This window comes from Stenotrophomonas sp. YJH_SMC_29, assembly GCF_059371235.1.
The window spans coordinates 31,046-49,032 of sequence record NZ_JCAFUK010000013.1 but is presented as its reverse complement, the minus strand read 5'-3'; the positions used below and the strand labels follow the sequence as shown (position 1 = coordinate 49,032).

General features: G+C 67.6%; 20 protein-coding genes. 6 read left to right on the top strand and 14 right to left on the bottom strand.

What is annotated here, in order from left to right; all coding sequences use genetic code 11:
• Positions 1-38: 38 nt before the first annotated feature.
• Together yhbY and AC5P9I_RS14670 are read left to right on the top strand one after the other, a co-directional pair.
• Positions 39-344 carry a ribosome assembly RNA-binding protein YhbY gene (yhbY, locus tag AC5P9I_RS14675; RefSeq protein ID WP_049469012.1) on the top strand — a complete coding sequence of 102 codons (306 nt, stop codon included), beginning with the start codon at positions 39-41 and terminating at the stop codon, positions 342-344.
• A gap of 13 nt (positions 345-357) precedes the next feature.
• Complete coding sequence (locus AC5P9I_RS14670; protein WP_187756681.1) at positions 358-732, top strand: Mth938-like domain-containing protein; 375 nt, start codon at positions 358-360, stop codon at positions 730-732.
• Between the two features lie 27 nt (positions 733-759).
• On the opposite strand, the gene AC5P9I_RS14665 is transcribed toward AC5P9I_RS14670, so the two are convergent.
• From AC5P9I_RS14665 to surE, 5 genes are all read right to left on the bottom strand, one after another.
• The gene (locus AC5P9I_RS14665; RefSeq protein ID WP_130768200.1) at positions 760-1,248 is read right to left on the bottom strand and encodes a hypothetical protein; all 489 of its coding nucleotides are present in this window, start codon (positions 1,246-1,248) and stop codon (positions 760-762) included.
• 597 nt (positions 1,249-1,845) lie between these two features.
• Positions 1,846-2,631, bottom strand: a complete 786-nt coding sequence (locus tag AC5P9I_RS14660) for a peptidoglycan DD-metalloendopeptidase family protein (protein WP_049464679.1) — start codon at positions 2,629-2,631, stop codon at positions 1,846-1,848.
• Positions 2,628-3,242 (bottom strand): YqaA family protein, encoded by a 615-nt coding sequence (locus AC5P9I_RS14655; protein WP_014036746.1) that lies wholly within the window; start codon positions 3,240-3,242, stop codon positions 2,628-2,630. Before AC5P9I_RS14655 ends, AC5P9I_RS14660 begins: the two co-directional genes overlap by 4 nt.
• 18 nt (positions 3,243-3,260) lie before the next feature.
• A complete protein-coding gene (locus AC5P9I_RS14650) occupies positions 3,261-3,938 on the bottom strand; it encodes a protein-L-isoaspartate(D-aspartate) O-methyltransferase (RefSeq protein ID WP_049464681.1) in 678 nt (225 codons plus the stop codon).
• The gene (gene surE / locus AC5P9I_RS14645; RefSeq protein ID WP_049464682.1) at positions 3,935-4,714 is read right to left on the bottom strand and encodes a 5'/3'-nucleotidase SurE; all 780 of its coding nucleotides are present in this window, start codon (positions 4,712-4,714) and stop codon (positions 3,935-3,937) included. Before surE ends, AC5P9I_RS14650 begins: the two co-directional genes overlap by 4 nt.
• Before the next feature lie 209 nt (positions 4,715-4,923).
• Between surE and AC5P9I_RS14640 the strand changes: the two genes are divergently transcribed.
• Positions 4,924-5,463 carry a Smr/MutS family protein gene (locus tag AC5P9I_RS14640; protein WP_049464684.1) on the top strand — a complete coding sequence of 180 codons (540 nt, stop codon included), beginning with the start codon at positions 4,924-4,926 and terminating at the stop codon, positions 5,461-5,463.
• A gap of 123 nt (positions 5,464-5,586) precedes the next feature.
• On the opposite strand, the gene truD is transcribed toward AC5P9I_RS14640, so the two are convergent.
• The 9 genes from truD to AC5P9I_RS14595 form a co-directional block, all read right to left on the bottom strand.
• Positions 5,587-6,618 carry a tRNA pseudouridine(13) synthase TruD gene (gene truD / locus AC5P9I_RS14635; RefSeq protein ID WP_049464685.1) on the bottom strand — a complete coding sequence of 344 codons (1,032 nt, stop codon included), beginning with the start codon at positions 6,616-6,618 and terminating at the stop codon, positions 5,587-5,589.
• The gene (ispF, locus tag AC5P9I_RS14630; protein WP_049464687.1) at positions 6,615-7,112 is read right to left on the bottom strand and encodes a 2-C-methyl-D-erythritol 2,4-cyclodiphosphate synthase; all 498 of its coding nucleotides are present in this window, start codon (positions 7,110-7,112) and stop codon (positions 6,615-6,617) included. The genes truD and ispF overlap by 4 nt, the downstream gene beginning before the upstream one ends.
• 34 nt (positions 7,113-7,146) lie before the next feature.
• Entirely contained in the window at positions 7,147-7,845 is a 699-nt protein-coding gene (ispD, locus tag AC5P9I_RS14625; protein ID WP_049464689.1) for a 2-C-methyl-D-erythritol 4-phosphate cytidylyltransferase, read from the bottom strand.
• Entirely contained in the window at positions 7,842-8,195 is a 354-nt protein-coding gene (gene ftsB / locus AC5P9I_RS14620) for a cell division protein FtsB (protein ID WP_049464692.1), read from the bottom strand. The genes ispD and ftsB overlap by 4 nt, the downstream gene beginning before the upstream one ends.
• 4 nt (positions 8,196-8,199) lie before the next feature.
• Complete coding sequence (gene eno / locus AC5P9I_RS14615) at positions 8,200-9,492, bottom strand: phosphopyruvate hydratase (protein WP_049464694.1); 1,293 nt, start codon at positions 9,490-9,492, stop codon at positions 8,200-8,202.
• 181 nt (positions 9,493-9,673) lie between these two features.
• A complete protein-coding gene (locus tag AC5P9I_RS14610; RefSeq protein WP_049464696.1) occupies positions 9,674-10,021 on the bottom strand; it encodes a hypothetical protein in 348 nt (115 codons plus the stop codon).
• Complete coding sequence (gene kdsA, locus AC5P9I_RS14605; protein ID WP_049464698.1) at positions 10,018-10,848, bottom strand: 3-deoxy-8-phosphooctulonate synthase; 831 nt, start codon at positions 10,846-10,848, stop codon at positions 10,018-10,020. Before kdsA ends, AC5P9I_RS14610 begins: the two co-directional genes overlap by 4 nt.
• A gap of 89 nt (positions 10,849-10,937) precedes the next feature.
• Positions 10,938-12,602 (bottom strand): CTP synthase, encoded by a 1,665-nt coding sequence (pyrG, locus tag AC5P9I_RS14600; protein WP_053506902.1) that lies wholly within the window; start codon positions 12,600-12,602, stop codon positions 10,938-10,940.
• A gap of 397 nt (positions 12,603-12,999) precedes the next feature.
• Entirely contained in the window at positions 13,000-13,233 is a 234-nt protein-coding gene (locus AC5P9I_RS14595; RefSeq protein WP_005416022.1) for a hypothetical protein, read from the bottom strand.
• A 160-nt stretch (positions 13,234-13,393) separates the two neighbouring features.
• On the opposite strand from AC5P9I_RS14595, the gene parE reads away from it, so the two are divergent.
• The 3 genes from parE (at position 13,394) to AC5P9I_RS14580 (ending at position 17,662) form a co-directional block, all read left to right on the top strand.
• A complete protein-coding gene (parE, locus tag AC5P9I_RS14590; protein WP_049464702.1) occupies positions 13,394-15,283 on the top strand; it encodes a DNA topoisomerase IV subunit B in 1,890 nt (629 codons plus the stop codon).
• A 193-nt stretch (positions 15,284-15,476) separates the two neighbouring features.
• Positions 15,477-16,055: a GNAT family N-acetyltransferase gene (locus tag AC5P9I_RS14585; RefSeq protein WP_049464706.1), complete on the top strand. Its 579-nt coding sequence runs from the start codon at positions 15,477-15,479 to the stop codon at positions 16,053-16,055.
• 110 nt (positions 16,056-16,165) lie between these two features.
• Positions 16,166-17,662, top strand: a complete 1,497-nt coding sequence (locus AC5P9I_RS14580) for a S10 family peptidase (RefSeq protein ID WP_049464704.1) — start codon at positions 16,166-16,168, stop codon at positions 17,660-17,662.
• Positions 17,663-17,987: the final 325 nt, after the last annotated feature.

Here is a 17,987-nt window from a genome sequence, read left to right as displayed (position 1 = left end):
TGATACCCTGATCGCCCCATTCAACCGTGTTTTCCTGCATGTCCATCGCCCTGACCGCCTCCCAGACCCGTTTCCTGCGCGGCCAAGCCCACGACCTGAAGGCCCTGCTGCAGACCGGCGGCAAGGGTGTGACCCCGGCCTTCATCGCGGAGCTGAACGAAGTGCTGGAGCGCCACGAACTGGTCAAGGTGAAGGTCGCCGCAGAGGATCGCGACGCCCGTGACGCGATGATCGGCGAGATCGTCGAAGCTACCGGGAGTGCACTGGTGCAGCGCATCGGCCACGTCGCGGTGCTGTACCGCCCGAGCAAGGAACAGCGTCAGATCGTGCTGCCGCGCGGCTGATCGTCCCACCGTCATGCAGCTGAACCACGAACCGCCGGATTACGCCTACAGCCTGCGCGCCGCCGATGGCCGCTCGGCCAAGGTGAATGACCAGGTGCTGGGCGGCAGTTTCTTCCTCACCCCGGACCAACTGGTCACGCACTGGCCGGTGGCAAGTGCCGCCGCGCTGCAGCTGGCGGACCTGGAGCCGATCCTGGCGCTGAACCCGGCGCTGATCGTGCTGGGCACGGGTGACCGTCAGGTGTTCCCGCCTGCGGTGGCGATGGCCGCCTGCCTGTCGCGTGGCATCGGCCTGGAGGTGATGAACAATCCGGCCGCCGCGCGCACCTTCAACATCCTGGCCGGCGAAGGCCGCAAGGTCGCCGCCGCCTTCATCCTGGAAGGCTGAATTCGAGGCGCCGGGTGCCGCCCGGCGCTAGCTGCGCGAAGGCGTGCAGCGGAACGCGGAGAACGCCTGCAGCCGACCGATCAGGTTGCCGCCCTGCCCCCAGCGGATTTCCATGACCTGCCAGTCCTGGCCCTGCCGCTGCAGCAGGATCCGGTCGGTCCAGCGATAGTCACCCACCGCCAGATCGACCGGGACCCACGTGGCGTTGCCGGTGGATCCGGGCATTCCCACGCTCACCGTCTGCGGTCGATCCGGCGCCATCAGGTAGGGACTCTGGTCGAGCATGTGCGGCTTCTCGTCAGGCGCAGCCAGTGTGGTACATGCCCGCTCGTAAGCGCGCTGCGCCTCGACCGCTGAGCGCAGGGCATCGCCCAGCAGCGGCGCAATGGCCGCGTCGTCCGACGCCGGCGCCTGGACGACAGCGTACAGGCGGGTAACCACCTCGCGCGGATCGGTGCTGGCGGCGGCCAGCGGCGCGACGATGAGCAGCGGCAGGAAGACGGCGAAGCGGCTCATACGGCACCGGGTTGGCTGGGTGCGCAGCAGCATGCCGCGTTCCGCGCCCGTCGGGAAGGTTGAGATACGTCTCTCAAACGCGCGCCTCGCCCGGCCCGACGCCACCAGGCGAGGACGCCGGGCGCGGCTCGGCGCTTGCGCATCCGGCGATCAACGCGCCGGGAGGTATTGCTGCGGGTCGACCGGCTTGCCGTTCAAGCGGGTGAGCTGACGGCGCTTGCGGCCCATGGGCCGTGCCGTCGGTGAACGCCCGGCGCGCTGCGCCGGGCCGGGGATCCGCCCAGATGGCGAACCCGCGATCAACGCGCCGGGAGGTATTGCTGCGGGTCGACCGGCTTGCCGTTGTAGCGGGTGAGCTGACGGCGCTTGCGGCCCATGGGCCGTGCCGTCGGTGAACGCCCGGCGCGCTGCGCCGGGCCGGGGATCCGCCCAGATGGCGAACCTGCGATCAACGCGCCGGCAGGTATTGCTGCGGGTCGACCGGCTTGCCGTTGTAGCGGGTGAGCTGACGGCGCTTGCGGCCCATGGGCCGTGCCGTCAGTGAACGCCCGGCGCGCTGCGCCGGGCCGGGGATCCGCCCAGATGGCGAACCCGCAATCAACGCGCCGGGAGGTACTGCTGCGGGTCGACCGGCTTGCCGTTGTAGCGGATCTCGAAGTGGACCATGTCGCGGTTCGCACCGGTGCGGCCCATCTCGGCGATCTGCTCGCCTGCCTTCACGCTCTGCCCTTCGTTCACCAGGCGCTTGCGGTTGTGGCCATAGGCCGACAGCCACTGGTCGCTGTGCTTGATGATGATCAGCTCACCGTAGCCGACCAGGCCGGCGCCGGAGTACACCACCACACCGTTGGCGGCGGCCTTGACCGGCTGGCCGCTGGTACCGGCGATGTCCACGCCCTGCTTGGTCGCATCGCCGGCAACGTAGCGGCCGACGATGGCGCCATCGGCCGGCCAGCGCCAGGCGATATTGCTCTTCACCGGACCGGCCGGTGCCGGGGTCGGCGCAGTACTGCCAGCGCTGCTGCCACCCGGGCGCGGCGCAGTGACCACCGTGGTCGGCGCACGACCACCGCCCGCACCCGGCGGATACAGGCGGATCACCTGGCCCGGGTAGATGGTCGAAGGATTGTCCAGGCTGTTCCACGCGATCAGGTCGGCCGGCGTGATGTCATGGATGCGGGCCAGCGCATAGATGGTGTCGCCTTTGCGCACCACCACGGTCTGCCCGGGCTTGGGCACCGAGGTCTTCGGCGTGGTCACCGCACCACCGGCACTGCCGCCGCCCGGGCGGACCACGGTGGCGGTGCCGCAGGCGGCCAGGGTGGAAACCAGCAACGCCAGCGCGCCGATGCGCACTCCCTTGCTCAGACGATCAGGACTCATGCGAACTTCGACCTCCATACAAGCCAGGCGATCAGCACCACCACCAGCGCGGTGGCGATCCAGCCCAGCGGTTCAATCCAGCGACGCAATGCCGCTTCGGCACGCGCACCACCGATACGGATCACCGCAGCCAGCACGAACACGCGCTTGCCGCGACCGATCAGCATGCTCAACAGATACTGCGGCATCGGTACGCCGACGATACCCGATGCCCACGTGAAGACCTTCATCGGGATCGGCATGAAGCCGCCCAGCACCAGGAAGGTGAACACCGCCCACGGCGATTCGGCCATCTTCGCCTGCACGGTGGTAATGCCCTGTTCGATCGCAGGCAACATGCCCAGCGCTTCGAACAGTGGCTTGATCGCCTCGAAGGCGTAATGCCCCAGCGCGTAGCCGACCAGTGCGCCGACCATAGAGCCCGCCAGGCTGAGGGTGGCGAACCACCAGCCCCGCTTGGGCTGGGCCACGCACATCGGCGCCAGCATCACCTCCGGCATCACCGGGAAGATGATGGCTTCGAAGAAGCTCAACACCGTCAGGTAGGTCGGCGCGCGTTCGTGCGCCGCCCACTTCATCGCCCGCTCGTACAGCGGCCCGAAAATCTTCATGCAACCCTGCTCCGTGGATTAGTCGAGCATGCCAGACAGCAGCGGCACGAACGTGACCGGCGCCAGCACGCGTTGTTCGATGCTGCCATCGGGTCTGCGGTCCAGCTGCACCAGCGACTGCCCGCCCGGGCCACCGACCGGTGCGACCAGACGCCCGCCTTCGGCCAGCTGCCCGACCAGTTCGTCGACCAGCGCCGGCGCCGCGGCAGTGACCACGATGGCATCGAACGGACCGTGCTCGGCCCAGCCAGCGCGGCCGTCGTCATGCTTGGTGCGGATGTTCATGCCCAACGCACGGAAGCGCTTGCGCGCCTGGCGCAGCAGGTCGCCGATCCGTTCCACGGTGTAGACCTCCAGGCCCAGCGCGCCGAGGATGGCGGCCTGGTAGCCGGAACCGGTGCCGACTTCCAGCACCCGCTTCGGCGCGACCTGGAGGACCGCCTCGGTCATCCGCGCAACCACCCAGGGCTGCGAGATCGTCTGCCCGTGGCCGATCGGCAGCGCGGTGTCCTCATAGGCACGCGACGCCAGCGCTTCATCAATGAACAGATGGCGCGGCACCACGCGGATCGCATTCAAGGTGGACTCGTCGGCGATGCCGGCCTCGCGCAGGCGGTCGACCAGGCGGTCACGCACGCGCTGCGAGGTCATGCCGATACCCACGGCCTCCGGCTGCAGTCGCAGGCGCGGACTCATGCCGGCTGGTCCAGCGCGGCGCTGAGGCCGCCGACCCAGCTGGCCACCTTTTCCAGGGCCTGGTAGCGGGTCAGGTCCACCTGGATCGGCGTGATCGAGATATGGCCGGTGCGCACGGCGTGGAAGTCGGTACCGGGGCCGGAGTCCTGCTCGCGGCCGGCCGGGCCGATCCAGTACACCTCGTTGCCGCGCGGATCCTTCTGCGCGATGCAGCCCTCGGCGCGGTGCCGGTTGCCGAGACGGGTGACCTCGAAGCCCTTGACCTCGCTCCACGGCAGGTCCGGCACGTTGACATTGAGGATGGTGTCGGCCGGCAGCGGATCGGCCTTGAGCCGGGTGACGATCTCCACCGCCGCGCGCGCCGCGGTTTCGTAGTGCTTCGGATCGTGGTTGCGGCTGACCAGCGACACCGCCACGGCGGGCAGTCCAAGGAAGCGACCTTCCATCGCTGCCGAGACGGTGCCGGAATAGATCACGTCGTCGCCGAGATTGGCGACATTGTTGATGCCGGACACGACAATGTCGGGCTCGAACTCAAGCAGGCCGGTCAACGCCAGATGCACGCAGTCGGTGGGTGTACCTGCCACCGAAACGGTGTAATGGTCGATGCGCTTGAGCCGGATCGGCAGGTCCAGGGTCAGCGAATTGCTGGCACCGGAGCGGTCGCGGTCGGGCGCGACCACCGTGACTTCGTGTCCAGCCTCGCGCAGCACCGAGGCAAGCATCCGGATGCCTGCGGCGTCGACGCCATCGTCATTGCTGACCAGGATTCGCATCTTCGATTTAACCGCTTGATTTTCCAAGAATTCGATTCCGTCACCGTGCAGTGTGGGCGGGACCGTCGCGCTCCCCTGCGGAAGCCGTCGACCCTGCAAGGGCATCGTCTATTGTGCCGCATGCGGGCCGCCGGTCCTACCCTGCCGGCGGTCACGACCGACATCGAACCGTCATAGGCAGACCTGCGCCGGCGGTTTACCCTGTGCGCATGTCGCACCCTGAAGACGAAGATCCCGCCGCGCTGTTCCGTGCGGCCATCGGCGCAGTGACGCCGCTGCGCAAGGATGCCGAGCCGGCGCCTGCCGCGCCCCGGCCGAAACCACGCGCGCGGATGGCCGAACGTGACGAGGCCGAGGCAGCCGGCGAGTTCGCCCGGCTGCTGCGCGACAGTACTCCGCTGGAAGCTGGCGACGTGGCCAGCTATCGCCGCGACAACCTGCCGCCGCGCCTGTTCCAGCGCCTCAAGCGCGGCCAGTACTCGGTGCAGGACGAGCTGGACCTGCACGGTGCCACCGCCGCGCAGGCCGAAGCCCTGCTGCGCCAGTTCCTGCTCGAAGCGCATGCCCATGAGTATGGCTGCGTGCGCATCATCCATGGGAAGGGACTGCAGTCCGACGGCGGCGCGCCGGTGCTGAAGAACCTGGTTGACCGCCTGCTGCGGCTGCGCAATGACGTGCTGGCGTTCCATTCGGCGCCGACCGGCCAAGGCGGGACCGGCGCGGTACTGGTGCTGCTGGCACGGCGCTGAAAAAAGGGGACGCCGTGTGTCCAGGTAGAGTCAACTGTCAGTCGACTGCTCTTCCAGCGGCAAGCGAATACCCCGCGCTGCGCGCGCAAGTCGACTGACAGTCGACTCTACCGCGCGCCCTGCTCAGGCCTGCGAGGCGTCTTCGACGGGGCCGAGTTCGTGCAGTACGGCAGTGGCGTAGCAGCCCGGCGGCAGCGCGAACGAGAGTTCCAGTACATCACTGGCCAGCCACTGATGCTGCAGCAATGCCGGGCGCAGGCGCAGCGCGCGCCGTTCCTGCTTCAACCGCGCCTCTTCCAGGCCGGCCCGCAGCGCCTTCGATTCGTCGTCGTCCAGCGCGGCCAGCTCCAGCGCGCGTGCGGCATCGGCGCTGCGCAGCTCGCCTTCGCCCCACAACGGCGCGCTGGGATGGATGTCGAAACGCGCCAGGCGCTCGGCCAGCACGTCGGTGTACGGCTCGGGACCGAACACGCTGCGGCTACCGTCGAGCATCCACACTTCACCCTGCAGCGGCTGATCCCAGTTGCCCTGTTCCACGCGCGCGGCGAGCACGCGGTTGAACAGCGCCGAACGGGCAGCCGACAGCAACAGCGAACGCTGGTCCTTGCGCATGCGGCGACCACCGAACATCGCCAGTGCCGCTGGCACGTTGCCGCCATCGCGCCCGAAGCGCTGTTCGCCGAACCAGTTCGGCAGGCCGCGTTCGGCAATCTGCTGCAGGCGTTCGCTGATTGCGGCGGCATCACCCCGCACTTCGCGCAGCACCAGCCTGAAGCGGTTGCCGGCCAGTGCGCCGCGCTGCAGCTTGCGGTTGTGCCAGGTCGCGTCGAGCACCTCGATCTCGTCGCTGGCCAAACCGGCCAGGTCCGGTGCGATGCGCTTGGGCAGGTGCACGCTGAAGCGCTGGGTGGTGACCGCGTTGCGATCCTTCATGCCGGCATAGCTCACTGCCATCTCCGGCAGGCCCGCCCACGTGGCCAGCCGCTTGGCCACATGCACGGTGTTGGCACCGCGCTTGCGGATGTGCAGCAGCAGGTGTTCGCCTTCGCCGGTAGCCTCGAACGCCGGCAACTCGTCCACCTGGAAATCCTCCGGCGTGGTGCGGATGCGAGCCGACAGCAACGGCGCACCAAATGCCAACGGCAGCGGGATCATGCCGCCACCAGCAACACGACCGCCTGTGCGGCGATGCCTTCGCCACGGCCGGTGAAACCGAGCTTCTCCGACGTGGTGGCCTTGACGCTGACCGCATCCAGCGGCAGCTGCAGCAGGCCGCCGATGCGCTCGCGCATGGCCAGCGCATGCGGGCCGACCTTCGGACGCTCGCAGATCACCGTGATGTCGGTGTTGCCGACGCGCCAGCCCCGCTCGCGCAGCAGGCCGTCGCAGTGGCGCACGAAGTCACTGCTGTCGGCACCCTTCCAGCGGTCGTCACTCGGCGGGAAGTGCTGGCCGATGTCACCCAGCGCCAGCGCACCGAGCATCGCGTCGCACAGGGCATGCAGGATCACGTCGCCGTCGCTATGCGCGAGCACGCCGCAGCTGTGCGGCACGTTCACCCCGCCGAGCATGATGTGATCGCCCTCACCGAAGGCATGGACGTCGTAGCCCTGGCCGATGCGGACGGGCGGGAACGGTGCGGTGCTCATGGATGCAACCCTTGCAGCAGGGCCGCGCGGGCAGTCAGCCGGCGCGGCGGGAAAGTACGAATTCGAACCGGTCGAGATCGGCCGGAGTGGTGACCTTGAAGTTGTCCTCGCTGCCTTCCACCAGCAGCGGGCGCTGGCCCTGGCGCTCCATGGCCATGGCCTCGTCGGTGACTTCGACACCGGCGGCAGCGGCTTCGGACAGCGCGCGGCTGAGCTGGTGGCGGCGGAACAGCTGCGGCGTCAATGCACGCCACAGGCGCTCGCGCGGCTCGGTGCCATCGATGCCACCGTCGTCGCCGGCGCGCTTGAGCGTGTCGCGCACCGGTGCGGCCAGGATCGCCCCGACCGGGTCGGCACGACCGACTTCAAGCAGGCGGCCAAGGTCGGCCAGCGACAGGTTGGGCCGGGCCGCATCGTGGACCAGCACGAACTCATCGGCGCGCACCGAATCCGGCAGCGCCTGCAGCCCGGCCAGCACCGAGGCGGCACGGGTTGCGCCACCGATGCAGGTCCGTACCGGCTTGCCGGCCCAGTCATTCCAGCCGGGCCAGTCCGCATCGTCCTGGCCGATCACCACCATCGCCCCGGCCACGGCCGGGTGCGCCAGCAGGGCGTCCAGAGTATGGGCAAGCAGGATCTGCCCGCCCGCCTGCAGGTACTGCTTGGGCAGCGGCGCGCCGAAGCGGGTGCCGCGGCCTGCGGCCGGAACCACCACCCAGATCGCCGCGCTCATGGCACATCCGCCGGGTGTTCGCCCGCCGGCGCGTTGGCCCCTGCAGCAGGCTGCACCGGAGCTACCGGCGCATCCTCGACCACGCGGTAGAACTTCTCGCCGGGCTTGATCATGCCCAGCTCGCTGCGCGCGCGCTCCTCGATGGCGGACTGGCCTTCCTTGAGGTCCTTCACTTCGGCAGCCAGCGCGTCGTTGCGCTGCTGCAGGCCCTCATTGTCCCGCTCCTGGTTGGCGACCTGGGCTTCGAGCATCATCACTTCGCCCGAATTGCCCGGACCGAACCAGAAGCGGTACTGCAGCCAGCCCAGCAACAGGGCCAGCACCAGCAGCATCCAGCGCCAGTCGCGCATCGGCTCAGCGCTTCAGCGAAACGAACGCGTCACGACCGGCGTAACGCGCGCCGGCGCCGAGGGCTTCCTCGATGCGCAGCAGCTGGTTGTACTTGGCCACGCGATCGCTGCGGCACAGCGAACCGGTCTTGATCTGGGTGGCGGTGGTGGCCACGGCGATGTCGGCGATGGTGGTGTCTTCGGTTTCGCCCGAGCGGTGCGAGACCACGGCGGCATAGCCGGCGCGGTCGGCCATGGCGATCGCTTCCAGGGTTTCGCTGAGCGTGCCGATCTGGTTGACCTTGATCAGGATCGCGTTGGCGGTGCCCGAATCGATGCCTTCCTGGAAGATCTTCGGGTTGGTCACGAACAGGTCGTCACCGACCAGCTGCACCTTCTTGCCGATGCGGTCGGTCAGCAGCTTCCAGCCGGCCCAGTCATTCTCGGCCAGGCCATCTTCGATCGTGATGATCGGGTACTGCGCGGCCCAGTCGGCGAGGAAGTCGACGAACTGTTCGGAGGTCAGGCGCTTGTTCTCGCCGACCAGGTTGTACTTGCCGTTCTCGAAGAACTCGCTGGAGGCCACGTCCAGGCCCAGCAGCACGTCTTCACCGGCGGTGTAGCCGGCCTTGCCGATCGCTTCGAGGATGGTGTCGAGTGCTTCGACGTTGCTGCGGAAGTCCGGCGCGAAACCGCCCTCGTCGCCCACCGCCGTGCTCAGGCCGTGGCCCTTCAGCACCGACTTCAGCGAATGGAAGATTTCGGTACCGGCACGCAGCGCTTCGGAGAACGAGGTGAAGCCGACCGGCAGCACCATGAACTCCTGGAAGTCGACGTTGTTGTCGGCATGCGCGCCGCCGTTGATGATGTTCATCATCGGCACCGGCAGCGACGGGGCCACCCCGGTCTTGGCCGCCAGGTACTGCCACAGCGCCTGCTTGTTCGACGCGGCAGCAGCGTGCGCGGCGGCCATCGAAACACCCAGCAGTGCGTTGGCGCCCAGCCGACCTTTGTTCTCGGTGCCGTCCAGATCGATCAGGCGACGGTCGAGGCCGGCCTGGTCGGTGGCTTCGAAGCCCTTCAGCGCGGCGGCAATCGTGGTGTTGACGTTGTCGACGGCCTTGCGCACGCCCTTGCCCAGGTAACGGGTCTTGTCGCCGTCACGCAGCTCGACCGCTTCCTTGGTGCCGGTCGAGGCGCCGGAGGGAACCGCGGCGCGACCGAACGAACCGTCCTCCAGGATGACTTCGGCTTCCAGCGTGGGGTTGCCACGGCTGTCGAGGATTTCACGGGCGTGGATGCTGCGGATCGTACTCATGGTCGGGCCGGTTACCTGTCTGGAGAGGGGGCGACAAAACGAATGCCGCGTGATTATCCCCGGCTGCCCGCCACTTGCCAAATGGCGCGGGCGCCGTCAGGCCAGACTGGCCCAGCAACGCGCCGCCAGCGCCAGCGCGATCAGACCCCGGGCCGATCACGCCTTGCCCGGGTCTCATTCATCAGAGCAGCCCGTAGAACAGGGCGCCGAGCCACAGCGAGAGCAGGATGATCGCCAGGCCGGCCGCCACCTTGCCACGGTTCAGGCGCCACGCCAGTCCGGCGGCAGCGATGCAGCCCACGGCCGCCACCAACTCCCCGATCAGCAGCGCGATGAAGCAGGCGCGCAGGTTGAAGCCGCTGCCACCATCACCCGGCGGGCGCACGGACGCGGCGCCGATCAGCACCAGCCCGAACATGCCCGCGGTGAACAGCACGGCCAGGCCCAGCGCGATCAGGCCCCATGGCCACTGCCTCCAGTGCCGGCGCTGACGCTGGCTTTCCAGCGCCAGCCACAGTTCACGGCTCACGCAAAGCGCGAGAAGCCGTGCTTCTTGGTGACCGCGTCGAGCTCCATCAGGGTCTCGAGCAGTGCTTCCATCTGGTCCAGCGGCCACGCATTGGGGCCATCGGACAGGGCCTTGGACGGATCCGGATGGGTCTCGGCGAACAGGCCGGAGATGCCCACTGCCACTGCAGCGCGCGCCAGCACCGGCACGTGCTCGCGCTGGCCACCGGAACTGGTGCCCTGCCCGCCCGGCAGCTGCACCGAATGGGTGGCATCGAACACCACCGGGCAACCGGTATCGCGCATCACCGCCAGCGAGCGCATGTCGCTGACCAGGTTGTTGTAGCCGAAGCTGGCACCGCGCTCGCAGACCATGATCTGCTCGTTGCCGGTGGCCTTGGCCTTCTCCACGACCGGCTTCATGTCCCACGGCGCCAGGAACTGGCCCTTCTTGATGTTGACCGGCTTGCCGGCCGAGCACACCTTGCGGATGAAGTCGGTCTGGCGGACCAGGAACGCCGGGGTCTGCAGCACATCCACCACCGAGGCCACTTCGTCCATCGGGGTGTATTCGTGGACGTCGGTCAGCACCGGCACGCCGATCTGCTTCCTGACCTCGCCCAGGACCTTCAGGCCCTGTTCCATGCCCGGGCCGCGGAACGCGGTGCCCGAAGTGCGGTTGGCCTTGTCGAAGCTGGACTTGAAGATGAAGTTGACGCCGAGCTTGTCGGTGATTTCCTTCAGCTTGCCGGCGGTATCGAGCTGCAGCTGCATCGACTCGATCACGCAGGGTCCGGCGATCAGGAACAGGGGCTGGTCCAGCCCGACCTCGAATCCACACAGTTTCATGGCGTTTCCTTGTTGTCCGCGGCACCGGACAGGCCGGTGCGCTGGGGGTTTAAGCATGCAGGATGGGGGCCGAAGCCCCCATTCACAAGTCAGGCGCGCGCTTCGGAAAGCAGCTTGCCGCCCGCCTTGCGCTCGCGCGCGGCACGGATGAAACCGATGAACAGCGGATGGCCGTCACGCGGCGTGGACAGGAATTCCGGGTGCGCCTGGCAGGCCAGGAACCACGGATGGGTATCGCGCGGCAATTCGACCACTTCCACCAGCGTGTCATCCATCGACTTGCCAGCGATCACCAGCCCCGCATCTTCCAGCTGGGTGCGGTAGCGGTTGTTGAACTCGTAGCGGTGGCGATGGCGCTCGGCGACCACGTCCTTGCCGTACAGCTCGCGGGCCAAAGTGCCCGGCTTCAGGCGCTGCTCCTGCAGGCCGAGGCGCATGGTGCCGCCGAGATCGCTCTTGTCGTCACGCTTTTCGACATCGCCGCTGGCGGTGCGCCATTCGGTGATCAGGCCGATCACCGGGTTCGGCGACTGGCGGTCGTTCTCGGTGCTGTTGGCGCCTTCCAGGCCAACCACGTTGCGGGCGTAGTCGACCACGGCCGCCTGCATGCCGTAGCAGATGCCGAAGTACGGCACGTGCTGCTCGCGGGCGAACTTGGAGGTCAGCACCTTGCCTTCGAAACCACGGTCACCGAAGCCACCCGGCACCAGGATGCCGTCGACATCGGCCAGTGCGGCCATGTCGGTGCCCTCCAGGTCCTGCGCTTCCAGCCACTTCAGGTTGACCTTGGTGCGCTGGCGCAGGCCACCGTGCTTCAGCGCCTCGCCCACCGACTTGTAGGCATCCTGGTGATCGACGTACTTGCCGACCACGGCGATGGTCACTTCATCCAGCGGATGCAGGGTCGCATCGACTGCGTCCTCCCACATCGACAGATCGACCGGACCGGCCTTGTCAGCCAGCTTCAGCTGGTTGACCACGATCTCGTCCAGGCCCTGCGCGTGCAGGCCCGACGGAATGCGGTACAGCACGTCGACGTCCGGCACGCTGATCACCGCGCGCTCGGAGACGTTGGTGAACTGGGCGATCTTGCGGCGCTCCGAGTCCGGCACGGTCTGTTCGGAGCGGCACAGCAGCACGTCCGGCTGGATGCCGATCGAGCGCAGTTCCTTCACCGAATGCTGGGTCGGCTTGGTCTTCAGCTCTCCCGCGGCGCCGATGTACGGCACCAGGGTGAGGTGCATGAACAGCGCCTTCTCCGGCCCGCGCTCGGTGCGCACCTGGCGGATCGCTTCCAGGAACGGCAGCGACTCGATGTCGCCGACGGTACCGCCGATCTCGACCAGCGCGACGTCGTAGCCCTCGGTGGCCTCGTCGATGCAGCGGCGGATCTCGTCGGTGATGTGCGGAATGACCTGCACGGTCGCGCCGAGGTAATCACCACGACGCTCCTTGCGGATCACGTTCTCGTAGATGCGACCGGTGGTGACCGAGTTCTTGCGGCTCAGGCGGGTACGCACGAAGCGCTCGTAGTGGCCCAGGTCAAGGTCGGTCTCGGCACCGTCGTCGGTGACATAGACCTCGCCATGCTGGAACGGACTCATCGTGCCCGGGTCCACGTTGATGTACGGGTCGAGCTTCATCATCGTGACCTTCAGGCCACGGGCTTCGAGAATGGCGGCCAGCGACGCGGCGGCAATGCCTTTGCCGAGCGAGGACACCACGCCGCCGGTTACGAAAATCAAGGGAGTCATGGCTGCAAGCATCCTGTCTGGAAATGGAAAACGGCAGCGCCACGCGCACCCGGAGGGCGGGCATGGTGCTCAGAGGGGGTTTTCCGGTTCGCTGGAACAGCGAGGGAGGTGCGGATCCGCGCGGCAGGCGCCGGACGGGGACCACCGTGCGAGGTCGGGGCGGCCGTGCCGGCCACATCGACCGTCACCTGCGACCCGCATTGCTGGCGGCCACGCTTGGCCGTGCCAGCCCATTCGCAAAGGGTGGACACGCACTTACTCCCGGAAAGCCATAGTTTACAGATTGATGGCCGCCAACCCAAGGGGCAGACGCCACGTTCCTCAAAAGAAACGCCCCGCTGGGCGGGGCGTTCCGGAGCGCAGCCCTTGTCGCAAGGGCGTCTGGCAGGCTGCGGGATCAGCGCTTCTTGCGCGCTTCCTCTTCCTCTTCCTGCTGCGGGGCCGGCTGGCCCTGCGCCTTCATTTCGGCATTGGCCTGGGCACGGCGCTTGGCCTTGGCGTCGGCCTCGGCCTGCGCCTTGTCGGCCTGGTCACCCTGCTGGGGGGCCGGCTGGCCGGCGTTCTGCGCCACCACCAGCGGCACTGCAACGGCGGCAGCGGCCAGGATCGCAATGGTCAGCAACTTCTTCATGGAGTCCTCCTCGCGGTATGGCTGGGATGTGCGGGCGCCGGCGTTCAGAATCCAGCGGCTGTCATTTTACCCCCTCCCCGCCATCGAGGCTGAACCGCAGGCGTGCAAAATCGCCGTCCAGACCGCACACTTGCGCGTCGCTCCGCGCTTTAGAACATAGATGAACGCCCGCTATAACGCCGCCGATATTGAAGTCCTGTCCGGCCTTGACCCGGTCAAGCGCCGTCCCGGCATGTACACCGACACCGCGCGCCCGAACCACCTGGCGCAGGAAGTGATCGACAACTCGGTGGACGAGGCCCTCGCCGGCCACGCCCGCTCGATCGAGATCACCCTGTACAAGGACGGCAGCGTGGAGGTCAGCGATGACGGCCGCGGCATGCCGGTGGACATCCATCCGGAAGAGAAGATCCCCGGCGTCGAGCTGATCCTCACCCGCCTGCATGCCGGCGGCAAGTTCAGCAACAACAACTACACCTTCTCCGGCGGCCTGCACGGCGTCGGCGTCAGCGTGGTCAACGCGCTGTCGACCCTGGTGGAGGTGCACATCAAGCGCGAAGGCGCCGAGCACCGCATCACCTTCCGCAACGGCGACCGCGCCACGCCGCTGGAAGTGGTCGGCAGCGTCGGCAAGAAGAACACCGGTACCCGCGTGCGCTTCTGGCCGGACCCGAAGTACTTCGATACGCCGAAGTTCGCGGTGCGCGCGCTGAAGCACCTGCTGCGCGCCAAAGCCGTGCTGTGCCCGGGCCTGACCGTGAAGCTGACCGACGAAGCCACCGGTGAAGTCGATACCTGGTACTACGAGGACGGCCTGCGCGATTACCTGAAGCTGGAACTGGGCGAGCGCGAATCGCTGCCGGCCGACCTGTTTGTCGGCAACCTCAAGAAGGACACCGAGGTGGTGGACTGGGCCGTGGCGTGGCTGCCGGAAGGCGAGCTGGTGCAGGAAAGCTACGTCAACCTGATCCCCACCGCCCAGCACGGCACCCATGTCAACGGCCTGCGTACCGGCCTGACCGAGGCGCTGCGCGAGTTCTGCGACTTCCGCAACCTGCTGCCGCGCGGCGTCAAGCTGGCCCCGGAGGACGTGTGGGACCGCGTGTCGTTCGTGCTGTCGCTGAAGATGACCGACCCGCAGTTCAGCGGCCAGACCAAGGAACGCCTGTCCTCGCGCCAGGCGGCCGGCTTTGTCGAGGGCGCCGCCCACGACGCCTTCAGCCTGCTGCTGAACCAGAACGTGGAACTGGGCGAGAAGATCGCGCAGATCGCCATCGAGCGCGCCAGTGCACGCCTGAAGACCGAGAAGCTGGTCGTCCGCAAGAAGGTCACCCAGGGCCCGGCCCTGCCCGGCAAGCTGGCTGACTGCATCAGCCAGGACCTGTCCCGCACCGAGCTGTTCCTGGTCGAGGGTGACTCGGCAGGTGGCAGTGCCAAGCAGGCGCGCGACAAGGACTTCCAGGCGATCCTGCCGCTGCGCGGCAAGATCCTCAATACCTGGGAAGTCTCGTCCAACAGCGTGCTGGCCTCGGAGGAAGTGCACAACCTGGCCGTGGCCATCGGCTGCGACCCGGGCAAGGACGACATCACCGGCCTGCGCTACGGCAAGGTGGTGATCCTGGCCGACGCGGACTCCGACGGCCTGCACATCGCAACCCTGCTGACCGCGCTGTTCCTGAAGCACTTCCCGGCGCTGGTCGATGCCGGCCACGTGTTCGTGGCGATGCCGCCGCTGTTCCGCATCGATGTGGGCAAGCAGGTGTTCTACGCCCTGGACGAAGAAGAAAAGCGTTCGATGCTGGACAAGATCGAGCGCGAGAAGATCAAGGGCGCGGTCAACGTCACCCGCTTCAAGGGCCTGGGCGAGATGAACCCGAACCAGCTGCGCGAGTCGACCATCCACCCGGATACGCGCCGCCTGGTGCAGCTGACCGTGGACGATGGCGAACAGACCCGCTCGCTGATGGACATGCTGCTGGCCAAGAAGCGCGCCTCCGACCGCAAGGGCTGGCTGGAGTCGAAGGGCGACCTCGCCTCCCTGGAAGTCTGATACCGGCGCGGGGTCGGAGCCCTTTGCCTGGCAAAGGGCTCTGACCCGGTTGCCCGGTAGTGCCGGGCGCTGGCCGGCAACCTCGACTGCCGGCCAGCGGCCGGCACTACCGGTTCATGCGCCCTTGGCATTACGCCCCCATCGGCAAACCCGGCAGCGCCATAATGCGCGTCCACCCGTGTGGACCATCGTATTGGCCAGCCACTCGCTGCTGTTCCCCGGCCTGCCGCTGCACAGTGCACGGCTGGTCCTGAGCCCGATCCGCCGTGACGACGCCGCCGCGCTGTTCACGCTGCAGTCCAACCCCGATGTGATGCGCTGGTGGAACCATCCGGCCTGGACACGCCAGGCCGAAGCACGCGCGCAGATCGACGATGATCTGGCCGCCCAAGCCATCGGCAGCCAGCTGAAGCTGGCGGTGCGTGAATCGCTGGAGGGCCCGCTGCTGGGCATCTGCGTGGTGTTCGCGGTGGACCGCGATGCAGCGCGCGCCGAGATCGGCTACCTGCTGTCGCCTGATCGGCAGGGACAGGGCTACATGCACGAGGCCCTGCAACAGGTACTGGCCTACCTGTTCCGCACCCTGCACCTGCATCGGGTGGAAGCCGAGATCGATCCGCGCAATGCGCCATCCGCGCACGTGCTCGAACGCCTCGGCTTCCATCGCGAAGGCGTGCTGCGCCAGCGCTGGCGGATCCAAGGGGAACTGGCCGACTCGGCCGTCTATGGCCTGCTGGCCGATGACGAAGCGGCCGCCACCCTGCCGGCTTGACCCAATCTGGCCAGTCGTGGCCACAACGCCACGCCATGCCTTTGGACACATACGGCATGGGCTGCCACCGGCCTAGCATCGGAATCCCCTTCCGCTGCCGATCCGGTGCCATGAAGTCCCTGCTGCACACTGCCGCGCTCTGCGTCGGCCTGCTCGTCGCTCCTGCCAGCGTGCTGGCGGCGCCCGACGCCGACCCCAAGCCCGACCCGAAAGACGACAAGACCGAAGCGCCTGCGCTGCCCGCCGATGCCTCGGCGCGCCAGAGCATTCGCCTGGCAGGTCGCACGCTCGACTACACCGCCACCGTCGGCACCCTGCCGGTGCGCGACGCCAAGGGCAAGGTGATCGCCGATGTGGTGTTCACCGCCTATACGATGCCGGGCAAGGACCGGCCGGTGACCTTCGCGCTCAACGGCGGTCCCGGCGCGTCGTCGGTGTACCTCAACATGGGCGCGATCGGACCCAAGGTGGTGACCTTCGGCTCCGAGGGCGACAGCGCGTCGGCGCCGGCGACCCTGCACGACAACCCGGGTACCTGGCTGGACTTCACCGACCTGGTGTTCATCGATCCGGTCGGCACCGGCTTCAGCCGCGCGCGCATTGGCGACGAGGAAGCGAAAAAGCAGCTGTACAACCCTGCCGCCGACATCGAATACCTGTCGCGCTCGATCTACGACTGGCTGCTGCGCAACCAGCGCATGGCATCGCGCAAGTACCTGACCGGCGAGAGCTACGGTGGCTACCGTGGCCCGCGCATCACCCACTTCCTGCAGACCCGGCTGGGCGTGGCGATGAACGGCCTGGTGCTGGTTTCGCCCTACCTGAGCCCGACCCTGGAAGACAACGCCGACGTCTCGCCGATGGCGTGGATGCAGACGCTGCCGTCGATCGCTGCCGCGCACCTGGAGCGCCAGGGCAGGTTGACCGATGCGGCGATGCGTGAGGTGGTGGAGTACACCCGTGGCGACTACGCCACCGCATTGATGAAGGGCCGCAGCGATCCGCAGGCGACCGAGGCGATGCTGCGCCGGGTGACCGAGCTGACCGGACTGGACCCGCAGTTCGTGCGCCGTGCCGGTGGCCGCCTGGAAACCCAGGCCTACCTGCGCGAAGTGTTCCGCGACAAGGGCACGCTGGGCAGCCGCTACGACTCCAACGTGACCGCGTTCGACCCATTCCCGAATGATCCGGAACAGCGCGCCAACGATCCGCTACTGGACAGCATCATCGCGCCGACCACCACGGCGATGGTCGACTTCGTGACACGCGTGGTCGGCTGGAAAGTAGATGCGCGCTACCAGGCGCTGAACTACGACGTGAACCGGCTGTGGGACCGCAATGGCGAACTGCGCCAGGGCGCGGTGACCCAGCTGCGCCAGGCAGTGGCGATCGACCCGCACCTGCAGGTGCTGATCGTGCATGGCTGGAACGACCTGTCGTGCCCGTTCATGGGATCGATCCTGACCGTGGACCAGATGCCGACGATGGGCAGCAATCCGGACCGGGTGCAGGTGCGCAGCTATCCGGGCGGGCACATGTTCTACAGCCGTGCCGACAGCCAGGCGGCGTTCCGCAAGGATGTGCAGGCCCTGTTCCAACGGAATTGAGGGGTTCGGCCGGGCCTGCGGCCCGGCACCCGCTGACAGCAACGGCAAGATCAACGGCAAAGCTGGCTTCGTGAGGGCTTGCGAGGCGGGGTGGATAGGCAGGGCACGCCGTAAACCCATCCATGGGGGCTCGATGGCGCCATCCATGGCGCCAACGGTCCTGCCTATCCACCCCACCCCGCCGCTGACAGGTTCCTGCTGCTGTTGGTGCCGACCGTTGGTCGGCACGCTGGATACCGAGGAATGATCGACCATGAAAAAAGCCCGCCGGAATCCGGCGGGCTTTTTTCGATTGTCGGGGTCAGATCCCTTTCCTCAGGGGAAG

What these genes read in the sequence shown, in the direction of transcription:
- yhbY (WP_049469012.1), top strand. Translation starts at nt 39, where the DNA reads ATGTCCATCGCCCTGACCGCCTCCCAGACCCGTTTCCTGCGCGGCCAA.
- AC5P9I_RS14670 (WP_187756681.1), top strand. Translation starts at nt 358, where the DNA reads ATGCAGCTGAACCACGAACCGCCGGATTACGCCTACAGCCTGCGCGCC.
- AC5P9I_RS14665 (WP_130768200.1), bottom strand. Translation starts at nt 1,248, where the DNA reads ATGAGCCGCTTCGCCGTCTTCCTGCCGCTGCTCATCGTCGCGCCGCTG.
- AC5P9I_RS14660 (WP_049464679.1), bottom strand. Translation starts at nt 2,631, where the DNA reads ATGAGTCCTGATCGTCTGAGCAAGGGAGTGCGCATCGGCGCGCTGGCG.
- AC5P9I_RS14655 (WP_014036746.1), bottom strand. Translation starts at nt 3,242, where the DNA reads ATGAAGATTTTCGGGCCGCTGTACGAGCGGGCGATGAAGTGGGCGGCG.
- AC5P9I_RS14650 (WP_049464681.1), bottom strand. Translation starts at nt 3,938, where the DNA reads ATGAGTCCGCGCCTGCGACTGCAGCCGGAGGCCGTGGGTATCGGCATG.
- surE (WP_049464682.1), bottom strand. Translation starts at nt 4,714, where the DNA reads ATGCGAATCCTGGTCAGCAATGACGATGGCGTCGACGCCGCAGGCATC.
- AC5P9I_RS14640 (WP_049464684.1), top strand. Translation starts at nt 4,924, where the DNA reads ATGTCGCACCCTGAAGACGAAGATCCCGCCGCGCTGTTCCGTGCGGCC.
- truD (WP_049464685.1), bottom strand. Translation starts at nt 6,618, where the DNA reads ATGATCCCGCTGCCGTTGGCATTTGGTGCGCCGTTGCTGTCGGCTCGC.
- ispF (WP_049464687.1), bottom strand. Translation starts at nt 7,112, where the DNA reads ATGAGCACCGCACCGTTCCCGCCCGTCCGCATCGGCCAGGGCTACGAC.
- ispD (WP_049464689.1), bottom strand. Translation starts at nt 7,845, where the DNA reads ATGAGCGCGGCGATCTGGGTGGTGGTTCCGGCCGCAGGCCGCGGCACC.
- ftsB (WP_049464692.1), bottom strand. Translation starts at nt 8,195, where the DNA reads ATGCGCGACTGGCGCTGGATGCTGCTGGTGCTGGCCCTGTTGCTGGGC.
- eno (WP_049464694.1), bottom strand. Translation starts at nt 9,492, where the DNA reads ATGAGTACGATCCGCAGCATCCACGCCCGTGAAATCCTCGACAGCCGT.
- kdsA (WP_049464698.1), bottom strand. Translation starts at nt 10,848, where the DNA reads ATGAAACTGTGTGGATTCGAGGTCGGGCTGGACCAGCCCCTGTTCCTG.
- pyrG (WP_053506902.1), bottom strand. Translation starts at nt 12,602, where the DNA reads ATGACTCCCTTGATTTTCGTAACCGGCGGCGTGGTGTCCTCGCTCGGC.
- AC5P9I_RS14595 (WP_005416022.1), bottom strand. Translation starts at nt 13,233, where the DNA reads ATGAAGAAGTTGCTGACCATTGCGATCCTGGCCGCTGCCGCCGTTGCA.
- parE (WP_049464702.1), top strand. Translation starts at nt 13,394, where the DNA reads ATGAACGCCCGCTATAACGCCGCCGATATTGAAGTCCTGTCCGGCCTT.
- AC5P9I_RS14580 (WP_049464704.1), top strand. Translation starts at nt 16,166, where the DNA reads ATGAAGTCCCTGCTGCACACTGCCGCGCTCTGCGTCGGCCTGCTCGTC.